The sequence below is a fragment of the Flavobacterium luteolum genome (assembly GCF_027111275.1).
GTDB classification, from domain to species: Bacteria; Bacteroidota; Bacteroidia; order Flavobacteriales; family Flavobacteriaceae; genus Flavobacterium; species Flavobacterium luteolum.
Genome location: NZ_CP114286.1, coordinates 3107522 through 3120182, shown reverse-complemented (window position 1 = coordinate 3120182; position 12661 = coordinate 3107522). Strand labels below are relative to the sequence as shown.

The following is a 12661-nucleotide window of genomic DNA, read 5'->3' as shown; positions in this document are numbered from 1 at the left end:
TTATTTTCTGTTTCAAGTTTCAGGTTTCAAGTGCCAAGTTTTATACCTGACGTTTAACTTGAAACCTGAAACTTGAAACAATTATAAACTATTGATTATATCCGAAACGTTTCAGCATATTGGCGTTGCTTCTCCAGTTTTTGTTCACTTTTACATAAAGCTCAATGTGAATTTGTTTTCCAAAGAATTTCTCTAAATCAGCTCGGGCATCTGTTCCTACTTTTTTCAGTGCTGCACCTTTATGTCCGATAATGATTCCTTTTTGCGTGTCACGTTCAACCATAATTACTGAACGGATTCGGATAATAGAATCGGTTTCATGAAATTCTTCTGTTACGATTTCTACTGCGTATGGAATTTCCTTAGCGTAATTCAATAAGATTTTCTCACGAATGGTTTCGTTAACAAAGAAACGTTCTGGTTTGTCTGTTAATTGGTCTTTTGGATAATAAGGTGGTGATTCTGGCAATAATTCGATAATTCTTCCGAAAACTTCTGGAACGTTGAAGTTCTGCAATGCTGAAATTGGAAAAATTTCTGCATTTGGCACTTTCTCTTTCCAGAAAGTAACTTGCTGTTCTAATTGTTCTTGGTTTGAATTATCGATTTTATTTAAAAGCAATAAAACCGGAATCTTAGCATGAATGATTTTCTTGAAGAAGTCTTCGTCTTTCAGGTCCTGCTCACCTATTTCGACCATGTAGATTAAAATGTCAGCATCTTCAAAAGCCGATTTTACAAAGTTCATCATCGATTCCTGCATTTCGTACGCTGGTTTGATGATTCCAGGAGTATCAGACAAAACCAATTGAAAGTCTTCTCCGTTTACAATTCCAAGAATTCTATGGCGTGTAGTTTGTGCTTTTGATGTAATGATCGACAATCGTTCTCCAACGAAAGCGTTCATCAATGTTGATTTTCCAACATTTGGATTTCCGATAATATTTACGAAACCTGCTTTATGTGACATTTTTTGCTTTATTTATTTTGCAAAGGTAGTCATATCAACTCAATACAGAAAATAAAACATTTTTTAAAGTTTTCGTTGGATTTCTCAAAAATCGGCGTATCTTTGCACCCGAAACATCGCGGGATAGAGCAGTAGGCAGCTCGTCGGGCTCATAACCCGAAGGTCACAGGTTCGAGTCCTGTTCCCGCTACTAAGTAAAACACCACTTCAACAAGTGGTGTTTTTTGTTTTATATCATTTGCAATATGGATCAATTTGTAGTTTAAATTCTTTATGCTGAAAAATTCAACAAAACCTATACTGGTTTTACTTCTAATTTGATTGAAAGATTTAAATCACATAACCTCCTTGAAACAAAAGGTTATACTCCAAAATTCAGGCCGTGGGAAGTTATTCATGTAGAATTCTTCAATTCAAAATTTGAAGCCATTAAAAGAGAAAAATATTTAAAGACAGGAATTGGAAGAGAGTTTATTAAAAATCTAATTCTTAACATTTAACCCGTCGAGTTCATATCCGCCGCGGCGGACACAGGTTCGAGTCCTGTTCCCGCTACTAAGAGAAAAAGCTTCAGAGATATCTGAAGCTTTTTTGTTTTAGTCTTTATTAGATAAAATCTAAATCCTTTGTGGTGCTTTTATGAGGTGGATTTTATGCTTTTGGAGGTGGTTTCATTATTCTAGATTTCTCCAACCTGAAACATTTCCAGATTTTAATTGAAGCATAACAAATAAAAGTACTACTCCTGATAACCCCAAAAAAGACACAATTATTCCTATTCCAACATATAAATTAAGCAGAAAAGTTAAAACACTAATTGTTAGAGTTCCCCAAAATGCCCATTTTTTCCATTTAAAAAGGAAAAATGTAAAAAACAAATCTAGAATCGTGAAGACAACATAACAGTAATTTATTTTTTCGGCAAGATCAATTAAATCATTATCTGGATTTGAATCTAAAATTGTTTTCAAAGTATAGAAATCGGCTATTAGAAATAGTGAAAGCAAAATTGTAACTATTATATTCCTTTTTTTAGAATTCTCTATATCGCTTTTTTTTGTATTGACAATCATTTGTTTCTGTTTTTTGTGCTTACACATAACTTATTATATGTGTGATAACTTTCACAAAATATTTATTTTCAAATATATAATTTCCCCACCACAAACTGCCAAAAGGACTATAATTAAATTTATGATTTTTGGTACTAAATGAGGAGCCTCTTCCCGCTACTAAGAAAAACACCACTTGTTTTTTTGTTTGTAGCATTTTGCGACAGCGGAGTAAATACAACCTTCAGAAATATTTTTTTCCTATCTTCCCAAAATAAATTTTTCTAAAATGAACCACCCGTTTTCAATAAAAAAATCATTTTTATTCAGCTTCATTGTACTAACAAGCTATTTTCTAGTTTCTTTCCATATAAAAAATACAGAACAGATCGCTTCTTATAAAACTAAAAAAGTACTAATTTTTTCTAAAACTAATGGCTTCAGACATGAAAGCATTCCTGCTGGAATTGCAGCGATAAAAAAACTGGGACAGGAAAATCATTTTATTGTAGACACTACCGAAGATTCTCTGGCAATTAATTCAAAAAACTTAAAGCAATACCAAGCCGTTATATTTTTAAGTGCCTCGGGTAATGTTTTAGACAAAAACCAAAAATTGGCTTTACAAAAATTCATAGAAAATGGAAATGGTTTTGTAGGCATTCATTCCGCTACAAACTGCGAGCCAGATTGGTCTTGGTACACGCAAATGATCGGCGGAATTTTTGAAGGACATCCTGAACCACAAAATGCTAAACTTATAATTGTAGATCATGAACATTTGTCTACAAAACATCTTCCTGCAATTTGGGAACGAAAAGACGAATGGTACAATTTTAAATGTGTAAATCCAAACGTAAACGTTCTTATAAAAATTGATGAATCTTCATATAAAGGCGGCAAACATGGCGCTAATCATCCCTTGGCATGGTATCATGAATATGATGGCGGAAGAGTATTTTACACTGCTTTAGGGCACAGCTCTGAAAGTTACAGCGACCCTCTTTTTTTACAGCATTTGCTTGGAGGAATTAATTACGCTATTGACAGATAAAAAGATGAAATGATGGCAAGACTTGAAAAATTAATCAACAAATAAATCATTTATAAAGCATATAATAATTTAAAAACAGATACCACAGTTATAACAAAAAAGCTTCAGAGAAATCCGAACTTATTTATTGGTATTCCGAAAACTATTTGGTGTCATACCTGTAGATTTTTTGAAAGCGTTATGAAATGTTGTCTTTGAAGTAAATCCAGATTCTAATCCTATTGCCAGCAAGCTGTAGTTTTCATAGTCTGAATCGAGAATCATTTCTTTCACGGCTTCAACCCGATAGTTATTTATGTAATTGGCAAAATTATCTCCTGTGATCATATTAACGAGCTGCGAAACATATCCCGCACTTATTCCTAGCTGTTCTGCTACTTTTTCTCTGTTTAGATTGCTGTCTCTATAAATCTGATGTTCTTCGCAAAGTATTTCCAGTCTCTTAAAATAAGGGTTTTCTTTTGTAAAGATTTCTAAACCATTTACATCATTCCCTTTTTTAAGAGTTACTTCTTCGATAAGCATTTCATCATCTAATACAGTTTTTTTATTTAACCGTTCTTCTATTCCTATTTTATTGTCAGCCAGTCTGTATCTGAACACACCATAATAAGCTGTACAATGAATTAAAAATGTGGCAAACAACGCCAGAATCTGCATAATATATGAAAGATCGTATTCAAAAAGCAATCCCATCAGAATAGCCACCATCCAGGAAAGCATTAATATATAAACCAAAAACCATAAAAAAGTGATCCATTTCTTTTCCTGTTTATCTTTTGAAAATTTAATAAACCTGAAAGTATAAACAGCCATAAAAGGCATAAATACCAAAACAAGATAAAAATCAAAACTCCCTATAGTTTCTAAAATGCTTTTAAAAAAGTGCGGAATTGTAAAAATATGCGCAACAGCATCAAAGTCATAAAAAACATTTGTAACAGCTGAATATAGAAACGGAGCATACAGCCATAGAATTTTTTTGGAATTTCTAATAGGGTGGTTTACCTGATGTATAACAAACATAAAAATCAGAACCGGAAAAAGAAATGCCCATTCGACATCATCCAGAAAACGCAGAAAAGGCATGCTGCTGTAAAGATCAATTATTTCGAAGATGAGATTGGCAATAAGCACTGAAAGCGCAAATATTGCATAAGCCAGATATCTATTGGCCTTACTCTTAAATAGTGGTGATTTTAAAATAATTGCTCCAAGAACTATTCCTTGAAAAATTGCCGTGTTAAAAAAAATAGTAAAGATCAATCTATATAGTGGTATTTAGTTACGATGCTGTTTCTGCTTTTTTTTTAGGTAATTACCTATAATTTTCCATGACGAAACTATACTTAATTGATTTTATTTACTGTTAAAGGAATTACAATTAAAACTAAACAAAATGACAATTAATAAGATCTGAATTACAAGTTATCATTTGATTATTGCTTAAAAACTATAATAAATCAGCTCTATTTCAATGTTTCGCGTTGCTAAGAAAAAGTTAAGGAATAGCTAGAAATATACGCGGGCTATATTTTACAAATGAGAACCAAATTAGCTGGAGACAACTTTCTTAATTACATTAATGGATATAAAAACATCAGTAAATAAGTACCAATTTATCCACTTTTAAGCTTTTGAAACCTTTTATACTTTTTTTTACATCAATTTTGGCTTCAAATAATTCAAATCAATTTTTATGAAAAAAATTTTATTGCTAGCTGTTTTTACAGTTTTAGGATTTGCGAATGTTAATGCCCAAGAAATTAAATTTGGAGCTAAAGCAGGTTTAAACTTTTCAACTGTTAATGGAAGTAAAACCAATAACATTGATTATGTAACATCTTATCATGTTGGCGTTGTATCAGAAATTCCAATATCTGATAAATTTTCCTTCCAGCCTGAAATAATGTATTCTCGCCAAGGATATACCTTCAATAATGATATCGTTGCTATGAATTATTTGAATATTCCATTAATGGGAAAATATTACGTAACAAAAGGATTGAGTCTTGAAGCTGGACCGCAAATTGGCTTTTTGCTTTCTGCTAAAAATGAAGGAGTGAAAGTAACAAATTCATACACTACTTTTGATTTTGGCGCTAATTTTGGCATAGGCTATAAACTAGAAAACGGACTTAATTTTGGTGCAAGATATAACTTAGGAATAACTAAGGTTGATACTGATAATAGAAATGGAGTATTTCAAGTATCTGTTGGCTACTTCTTTTTCTAAAATTTAATATTCTCGCTTTTATACTTGGAACTCCTTCAAAAAAGAAGATTGTCATAACCGATGAGTATAGATTTAAAAAAAGCTTCAGATTTCTCTGAAGCTTTTTTTATTAATATACTTTATCGAAATAAATCCCGTTATTTCTTTACAATAATTTAATATCAGGTTTTCTCAATAACTGATTTTATATTATTAAATGTTTTCTTAAATTCGCAATTCCGTAATGAAATCATTTGTTTTCATTCTAAAATTGTGATTTTCACATCAATACCACAAAAAAGTAACTTTATAATCTCTTAAAAACAAATATATTATAACTACAATTCAACACAATGCTTAAAAAACACAACCCCAAATTTTTATTTTTTACCCTTTTAACTTTATTTTTTTCTGTTACTGCATTTTCACAAAAAAGCATTTATGCAGGAATCGAAATTGGTCGTAGAGCCATAAAAGTTTCAGTTATTGATGTAAGCAACATCAGAAAAGCCGATTATAAAATCCTTTCTTTTTGGACTGAAAGAATTCCGTTTGCTGACCATATTACTGCTAATGGAGAACTTACTGCAGAAGATATCACTAAAACTAGTGTTATCGTTACCAACCAATTGCAAAAAATTAAAGCCGAAAACAAAATTCTTGAAGAAAACATTTTTGTTGTAGCTGCTCCTGTTTTTGCATCTGCCCGTAACATCGATGTATTAAAAAACAAAATCGCACTTTTAACTAGCAAACAGCTAGAAATATTAGACGTTAACGAGGAAGCAAAAACACTTGTAAAAGGTGCTATTCCTCCTGTTGATTTTGCTAATGCTTTCCTTCTTGATATTGGTGCTCAAACTACAAAAGGAGGTTATATTGACGAACTTAAAGACGGTAAATTAGAATTTGTTCCATTAGAACTTAGTTTTGGAACAATGACGCTTACTGATGCCGTAGAAAAGACAGTGGTAAATAAAAGTCAGGTGAACGATATGTCGACTTATCAAGAAAAATCTTTTGACTATAATGTAATTCTACGCAAAAAGACTAAAGAGTTATTTGATGCCAATCCTCCTTTAGCAAAAAAAGATAAACTATATTTATCTGGTGGTGCTGTTTGGGCGTTTTCAACTCTTTTCTATGATGAGAATGTAAATAAAGATCATTATGTTTCTTTAACTCTTCAAGATGTTATCGATTATGATGCTGTTCTTAAAAACAACTTCGGTAAGTTTACAAACCTTGCAAAAACAAACAAAGAGGCCGCAAGAGTTTTAAGCACTTACGATCAAAAATACTTAATTTCTGCTAACAACATTCTTGTAACTTGTCTTGAAAGTATTCCAGACTATGCTACAAAGAAAATCTACTTTGTAAAAGAAGGACAGGTAATCTGGTTGATCTCTTACATTGCAGATCGTTCGAAAAAGATCAATACTAATTTCTAAAAAGTATTTTTCAACATTATAAAGCCTCAGAGAAATCTGGGGCTTTTTTTATGCGATCTTCTCAAAATGGTTGCAACTTATAATTTGAAACCATGTTTGCCAATCAAAAAAGCATAATTTTTCTTTTAAACTCTAATTTTAAAAATCAGGAAAAAATCATATATGAAATAAAACCTCCCGATTATGAGAAATTTAACCGCTTTTTTTATCGTCACACTTTTAGCAGTAACTGCCTGCAAAAAAGAACCATCAAAAGAAAATCAAGAAACAGCAAATGCAATGTCTACTGACTCCATAACTGCTATTGCAAAAGAAGCCTGGATATACGGCTATCCAATATTTTATAATTACAAAGCTATTTACTCCAGTGCAATCAACAAAGGAGCTAAAGAATATTCAGGATTTAACAAATTCAAAAGCGTAGCTGCAAGCGCAACTCCCGCAGATACTTTAATCATAACCATAAATAACGATACTCCGTACTCAATGGCACCAATTAATGTTTCAGACGAACCTGTTATTCTTGAAGTGCCAAAAATAGAAAGCGATCGATATTATGTAATGCAGTTAGTAGATCTCTACACCTTCAATTTTGAATATGTAGGATCGCGAGCAACTGGCAATAATGCAGGTAAATATCTTATTGCAGGACCAGATTGGAAAGGAGAAACTCCTAAAGGCATTGATAAGGTTTTACATTCTGAAACCAATTTAATATATCTTGTAGGCCGTACTCAATTACACGATCCAGCCGATGTATCAAATCTTAAAAAAATACAGGCTCAATATAAATTAATTCCGTTGCATGAATACACAAAACAGCCCGCTCCTCCTGTAAAAAAATACAATCTACCTTTACCAGTCTGGAAAGAAAGCGATTATGGTTCGCTTCAATTTATCAGTGCGCTAAATGCTTTATTACAATATGCAAACGAAGACAGCAGCGAAAAAGAACTGAGAAAGCGTTTTGCCAAAATTGGAATTGTGCCAGGACAACCTTTTGACAGTTCAAAATATTCGCCAGAAACGATAAAAGCAATTGAAAAAGGAATTGCTGAAGCCAAAGAAGAACTGAACTCTAAAATAGACAATGTCAAAGATGCCGGAAGTCTTTTTGGTACGCGCGCTGAGCTTAAAAATAACTTTCTAAATCGTGCAATTGCAGCAGCTGCTGGAATTTACGGAAACACCAAAGAGGAAGCTGTTTATACCGGAAGCAACGTTGATAAAGACAATCAGCAGCTTTTAGGAAACAATAAATATGTATTAAAATTTACTAAAGATCAGCTGCCTGAAGCCAAATACTTTTGGAGCATCACGATGTACAATCTTCCTAAACGTTTTCTTGTGCCAAATTCAATTAACAGATATTCTATTGGCAATAAAACCAAAGGTTTAAAGTATGAGCCAAACGGAGATTTAGTTATTTATCTGCAAAGCACTTCACCAGGAAAAGACAAAGAAAGCAACTGGCTTCCGACACCTAAAGATGAAAAATTCATATTTGTGATGAGAATCTATGGTCCGCAACCAGATGTTATTAATAACATTTGGAAAATGCCTCTTCCGGAAATTGTAAAATGAGAACCATTAGTACAGAAATAAAATCATAACCATTTTTCTAATTCTAATTTCAAATAATATGAAAAATTACAAATTATTATCAGGTCTATTTTTAGTTGCTATATCGTTACTAACTTCTTCCTGCAAACAGAATAGCGGCAAATCAGAAACGGATTCTTCTGCATTAAAAGATTCAACTGCTGTGACTTCTGATTCAGTCGCACAAAAAAATAGTGTTCCTGTTACTGCTGCAAATTTTAACCGCGCAGAAACAGATCTCTACTTTACAACTTCGGTTAAAGATGCTGGTGGTATTGGTAATATACATCATTATAGAACTTTAATGCCAATTGACAAACAAGCTGTAATTCGTGCTAACCGAGATGTCTTGTATTCTTCTGGAGTTTATGATCTCGATGCTGGACCAATAACTGTTACACTGCCAGATCCTGGAAAACGTTTTATGTCTATGCAGACTATCGACGAAGATCAATATTCTGAAACGTACTACGCTCCTGGAACTTTTACCTTTACAAAGGAAAAAATCGGGACACGTTATTTGATGTTAGGAATAAGAACTTTTATTGATCCTAACGATCCGAATGATTTACCGAAAGTTACGGCATTGCAAGATGCAATTAAAATTAGCCAAAAAGATAAAGGAACTTTTTCGGTTCCAAATTGGGATCTAGTTAGTCAAAAGAAAGTTAGAGATTCTTTAATTGGTGTTTCTAAAAAATTAACTGATACAAAAGGAATGTTTGGCTTAAAAGGTAAAATTGATGAAACACGCCATTTATTAGGAAGCGCAACAGGATGGGGCGGAAATCCAGAAAAAGATGCACTTTATCTTTCTGTTTATCCTAAAAAAAATGACGGAAAAACGGTCTATAAACTTAAAGTAAAAAATGTTCCTGTAGATGGATTTTGGTCTATAAGTGTATACAATAAAGAAGGTTATTTTGAGAAAAACGATCTCAATATGTATACCTTAAATAATATTACAGCAAAAAAAGATGCTGACGGATCGATCACTATTCAGTTTGGAGGTTGTGACGGAAAAACACCAAATTGTATTCCGGTTACTGCTGGCTGGAATTATTGGGTTAGACTTTATCGTCCGCACAAAGAAATACTTAATGGCTCATGGAAATTTCCTGAAGCAGTTGAAGTTAAATAAATAGTATTATCAATAAAATTAAGGCTTCAGAGAAATCTGGAGCTTTTTTATTTAAATTAATCTGTTAAAAATTTCATCATCTAAAAACTATATCGTAATATTGCAATATTAATATAATCTAATATGGGAGCAACTAAGACTGAACATTTTACAGACGCACAAAATCAAATTGCTACAATTGCTAAAGCATTAGGGCATCCTGCAAGAATTGCTATAATCGAATATTTACTAAAAGTGAATGAATGTATTTGTGGCGATATTGTAAACGAACTGCCTCTTGCCCAACCTACAGTTTCTCAGCATTTAAAAGAGCTGAAAAACGCTGGCATTATAAAAGGAAATATCTCAGGAAATGCCATTTGCTATTGTATTGACGAAAAAACAATTGACATTTTAAACTCCTATTTTTTAAACATCACACAAACTATTTCAAAATCAAAATGTTGCTAAAACATTTTTTTTGACTAAGTATATCGCAATATTGCAATTAACAAATAAATAAAAACAAAATGAAATTATCAGAAGTAAAACAGATTTTGCCAACATTAGATAATGTGGAATTTCAATTAGAAAATGGAACTTTTGTACCAGAACATTTTCATGTGACAGAAGTTGGAGTAGTTACCAAAAATTTTATTGATTGTGGTGGAGTAATCAGAAATGAAAAAGCAGTAAACTTTCAGCTTTGGGATGCTAACGATTTTGAACATCGTTTAAAACCTAACAAACTATTGAACATCATTCAGCTGTCTGAAGATAAATTAAAAATCGAAGACTTAGAGATTGAAGTGGAATACCAAAGTAATACAATTGGCAAGTATGATTTAGAGTTTAATGGAAAAACATTTATTCTAAAAAATAAAACAACAGCTTGTTTAGCACAAGATGCATGCGGAATTCCAGCAGAAAAGCAAAAGATCAATCGTACTCAATTAACTAATGACTCTGCTTCTTGCTGTACTCCAAATTCGGGATGCTGCTAAAAAATGAAAGGGCTAATCTTTAAATACAAAAAACCAATTGTAATAACCTCATCTGTTATTTTATTGCAGCTTATTTTCGGTTTTGAACCCAAATTCTGCATTATAAATATCATTTGGCTATTTGTTTAATATGAAAAAGAAAATACTAATACTTTGTACAGGAAATAGCTGTAGAAGTCAGATTGCCGAAGGTTACATGAAGTTTTTTGCTGGAAATAAAGCTGAGGTTTATAGCGCTGGTGTAGAAACTCATGGCGTTAATCCAAAAGCTATTTCTATAATGAAAGAAGACGGAATAGATATTTCAAATCATACATCAAATAATATTGATGAATATATTAATATCGATTTTGATTTTGTGATTACGGTTTGTGATAATGCTAAAGAGCGATGCCCGTTTTTCCCGACAAAGGCAGTCAAATTTCATTATAATTTTCCCGATCCAGCAAAAGCGACTGGAACTGATTCTGAAATCTTGGAACAGTTTAGAAGCGTTAGAGAGCTGATAAAAGAGTATTGCAAAAATTTTGTTGCAGAAAACTTAGCATAACAAAAAGCTTCAGAACAATCTGAAGCTTTTTTTTATTCCTTAACCAACATTTCGTTAACAATATCCAACAATTCCATTTCATCAGTTGGAAATAATTGAAGCGCTTGTTCTAAAACCAATCCAACATCTATTGAAGGGGTTTTATGATTTTCATTTTCTAAAGCCAAAATACATAGCTTTAGCATATTTGTTATTACACAGCCTAATTCGGAGTAATTTAAAACATTGATTTCTGCGTTGTAACCTTTATCAGCCGTTTTTAAAATATTTAAATATTGAGCCGATTGTTTTTTTAGGTACTCTATTTCTGCCACTTTCATTCTTTGAATTTTATATCATTTTCAATAATTCAAATGTCATAATATATTTTCACTAATCGGTTATCTTATATGATAACCAGCAAAATAAATTCTTCTTTTTATAAAATTTCATCAAATACAAAAACCAAAAATGCGTAAACCCAAAAGGACTTACGCATTTTTTCTGATGAAACATTATAAAAAACGCCGTTTATCTTCTTCTTCCGCCGCCTCCGCCACCAAAGCCACCGCCTCCCATACTACGAGAACCGCCTCCCATTTGGCCAGCGCTTGGTCTTGACGAAGCACCTCCGCCTCTATTAAAATTGGATCCTGAAGAACTTCCTCTATTAAGATTCGAAGTCCCTGCACTTGGCGATGCACTTTGTCTCGTTCTTCCAGATGCACTAGTATTTCCTGCACGATTGGAATTCCCTGCTGATGGTCGTGTGCTCGCAGAAGGACGCGAATTACCCCGATTATTATTGTATCTATTATTGGTCGAATTGTCTCGCACTGTAGTAGATCTCGACCTATTGTTGTTGTAATTATTAAAACTGTTTCTGTTATTAATATATACATTATTATGTCCGCCATGATAATGCCCGCCATGATAACCATGATGATGGTAATAATGGTTGTGACGATAAATTCCTACTGCCATTACAGTGAAAGCAGCGAAATAAGGCGGATAAAATCCGTAATAATATGGTGGATAGTACGGAACGTAAGCTGGTGAATATACATATTGCACAATTGGCACCGTTTCTACTACAACTGCGGTTACAGCTGGTGCGCTTTGTACGGGTTCATCTCCTGTATAAGCAGGATTTGCTGTTTTAGCTGGAGTTGATTTAGCAACTGGCTCAATTACATAATCTTTTCCGTACAGCAGCTCATCGCCCACAATCTGCATTTTTACCTTTCCGTTTTTGTCTTTATCGACCAAAATAACAGCAACGTCTTGGTTTTCGTTCTTGTTTACGGCAACTTGAAGAATAAACGTAAACGAATTACCGTTTTTCTTTGTGACTACTTTTATAAAGTCTACTTTTTTATCCAGATTCAAATCCAGATTATTGATGCCTGTTTTCTCCAGATTCAGATTTTTTTCAAATTCCTCAATAGTTTTTGATTTCTGGAACAAGGACATCACAGCATATAAATCAAGATTGTCGCCAGGAAGTCCAAGTTCTGGACCATCATTTTCAGCTTGACAAAAAATCAACTGGGCAGACATGATTAATGCGACTGTCAAATATTTTGTAAATATCTTTATCATAGTAAGAGTATAAAATATTAATAAGAGGAGTAGAAAATGATTCTTTCTATACTTTCTACTCT

General features: G+C 32.7%; 14 protein-coding genes and 1 tRNA gene. 10 read left to right on the top strand and 5 right to left on the bottom strand.

Features of this window, described 5'->3' with window-relative positions:
* Window positions 1–88 precede the first annotated feature (88 nt).
* A complete protein-coding gene (gene era / locus OZP10_RS13465) occupies window positions 89–970 on the bottom strand; it encodes a GTPase Era (protein WP_177210694.1) in 882 nt (293 codons plus the stop codon).
* A 117-nt stretch (window positions 971–1087) separates the two neighbouring features.
* Here era and OZP10_RS13460 point away from each other — a divergent pair.
* Window positions 1088–1160 (top strand) — tRNA-Met (locus tag OZP10_RS13460).
* A 127-nt stretch (window positions 1161–1287) separates the two neighbouring features.
* Window positions 1288–1470: a GIY-YIG nuclease family protein gene (locus OZP10_RS13455; RefSeq protein WP_281631341.1), complete on the top strand. Its 183-nt coding sequence runs from the start codon at window positions 1288–1290 to the stop codon at window positions 1468–1470.
* Between the two features lie 174 nt (window positions 1471–1644).
* On the opposite strand, the gene OZP10_RS13450 is transcribed toward OZP10_RS13455, so the two are convergent.
* On the bottom strand, window positions 1645–2043 hold the full coding sequence (locus tag OZP10_RS13450; protein ID WP_281631340.1) for a hypothetical protein: 399 nt from the start codon (window positions 2041–2043) through the stop codon (window positions 1645–1647).
* Window positions 2044–2311: 268 nt separating this feature from the next.
* Here OZP10_RS13450 and OZP10_RS13445 point away from each other — a divergent pair, with 268 nt between their 5' ends.
* On the top strand, window positions 2312–3076 hold the full coding sequence (locus OZP10_RS13445) for a ThuA domain-containing protein (RefSeq protein ID WP_281631339.1): 765 nt from the start codon (window positions 2312–2314) through the stop codon (window positions 3074–3076).
* Between the two features lie 120 nt (window positions 3077–3196).
* On the opposite strand, the gene OZP10_RS13440 is transcribed toward OZP10_RS13445, so the two are convergent.
* Window positions 3197–4342, bottom strand: a complete 1146-nt coding sequence (locus OZP10_RS13440; protein ID WP_281631338.1) for a helix-turn-helix domain-containing protein — start codon at window positions 4340–4342, stop codon at window positions 3197–3199.
* 433 nt (window positions 4343–4775) lie between these two features.
* Here OZP10_RS13440 and OZP10_RS13435 point away from each other — a divergent pair, with 433 nt between their 5' ends.
* The 7 genes from OZP10_RS13435 (at window position 4776) to OZP10_RS13405 (ending at window position 11018) form a co-directional block, all read left to right on the top strand.
* Window positions 4776–5312, top strand: coding sequence for a porin family protein (locus OZP10_RS13435; RefSeq protein WP_281631337.1), 537 nt, complete (start codon window positions 4776–4778; stop codon window positions 5310–5312).
* A 332-nt stretch (window positions 5313–5644) separates the two neighbouring features.
* Window positions 5645–6742 (top strand): exopolyphosphatase, encoded by a 1098-nt coding sequence (locus OZP10_RS13430; RefSeq protein ID WP_281631336.1) that lies wholly within the window; start codon window positions 5645–5647, stop codon window positions 6740–6742.
* A 183-nt stretch (window positions 6743–6925) separates the two neighbouring features.
* On the top strand, window positions 6926–8326 hold the full coding sequence (locus OZP10_RS13425) for a DUF1254 domain-containing protein (RefSeq protein ID WP_281631335.1): 1401 nt from the start codon (window positions 6926–6928) through the stop codon (window positions 8324–8326).
* A gap of 58 nt (window positions 8327–8384) precedes the next feature.
* Complete coding sequence (locus OZP10_RS13420; protein ID WP_281631334.1) at window positions 8385–9485, top strand: DUF1254 domain-containing protein; 1101 nt, start codon at window positions 8385–8387, stop codon at window positions 9483–9485.
* Window positions 9486–9608: 123 nt separating this feature from the next.
* A complete protein-coding gene (locus tag OZP10_RS13415) occupies window positions 9609–9935 on the top strand; it encodes an ArsR/SmtB family transcription factor (protein ID WP_111362835.1) in 327 nt (108 codons plus the stop codon).
* A gap of 59 nt (window positions 9936–9994) precedes the next feature.
* On the top strand, window positions 9995–10468 hold the full coding sequence (locus OZP10_RS13410; protein WP_281631333.1) for a DUF6428 family protein: 474 nt from the start codon (window positions 9995–9997) through the stop codon (window positions 10466–10468).
* A gap of 130 nt (window positions 10469–10598) precedes the next feature.
* Window positions 10599–11018, top strand: a complete 420-nt coding sequence (locus OZP10_RS13405; RefSeq protein ID WP_281631332.1) for an arsenate reductase ArsC — start codon at window positions 10599–10601, stop codon at window positions 11016–11018.
* 32 nt (window positions 11019–11050) lie between these two features.
* On the opposite strand, the gene OZP10_RS13400 is transcribed toward OZP10_RS13405, so the two are convergent.
* Together OZP10_RS13400 and OZP10_RS13395 are read right to left on the bottom strand one after the other, a co-directional pair.
* The gene (locus OZP10_RS13400; RefSeq protein WP_281631331.1) at window positions 11051–11338 is read right to left on the bottom strand and encodes a hypothetical protein; all 288 of its coding nucleotides are present in this window, start codon (window positions 11336–11338) and stop codon (window positions 11051–11053) included.
* A 190-nt stretch (window positions 11339–11528) separates the two neighbouring features.
* Window positions 11529–12599: a hypothetical protein gene (locus tag OZP10_RS13395; RefSeq protein WP_281631330.1), complete on the bottom strand. Its 1071-nt coding sequence runs from the start codon at window positions 12597–12599 to the stop codon at window positions 11529–11531.
* Window positions 12600–12661: the final 62 nt, after the last annotated feature.

Bases quoted from the DNA above. Each gene is read 5' to 3' on its own strand.
- era (WP_177210694.1), bottom strand. From the start codon at position 970: ATGTCACATAAAGCAGGTTTCGTAAATATTATCGGAAATCCAAATGTT.
- OZP10_RS13450 (WP_281631340.1), bottom strand. From the start codon at position 2,043: ATGATTGTCAATACAAAAAAAAGCGATATAGAGAATTCTAAAAAAAGG.
- OZP10_RS13445 (WP_281631339.1), top strand. From the start codon at position 2,312: ATGAACCACCCGTTTTCAATAAAAAAATCATTTTTATTCAGCTTCATT.
- OZP10_RS13435 (WP_281631337.1), top strand. From the start codon at position 4,776: ATGAAAAAAATTTTATTGCTAGCTGTTTTTACAGTTTTAGGATTTGCG.
- OZP10_RS13430 (WP_281631336.1), top strand. From the start codon at position 5,645: ATGCTTAAAAAACACAACCCCAAATTTTTATTTTTTACCCTTTTAACT.
- OZP10_RS13425 (WP_281631335.1), top strand. From the start codon at position 6,926: ATGAGAAATTTAACCGCTTTTTTTATCGTCACACTTTTAGCAGTAACT.
- OZP10_RS13420 (WP_281631334.1), top strand. From the start codon at position 8,385: ATGAAAAATTACAAATTATTATCAGGTCTATTTTTAGTTGCTATATCG.
- OZP10_RS13415 (WP_111362835.1), top strand. From the start codon at position 9,609: ATGGGAGCAACTAAGACTGAACATTTTACAGACGCACAAAATCAAATT.
- OZP10_RS13410 (WP_281631333.1), top strand. From the start codon at position 9,995: ATGAAATTATCAGAAGTAAAACAGATTTTGCCAACATTAGATAATGTG.
- OZP10_RS13405 (WP_281631332.1), top strand. From the start codon at position 10,599: ATGAAAAAGAAAATACTAATACTTTGTACAGGAAATAGCTGTAGAAGT.
- OZP10_RS13400 (WP_281631331.1), bottom strand. From the start codon at position 11,338: ATGAAAGTGGCAGAAATAGAGTACCTAAAAAAACAATCGGCTCAATAT.
- OZP10_RS13395 (WP_281631330.1), bottom strand. From the start codon at position 12,599: ATGATAAAGATATTTACAAAATATTTGACAGTCGCATTAATCATGTCT.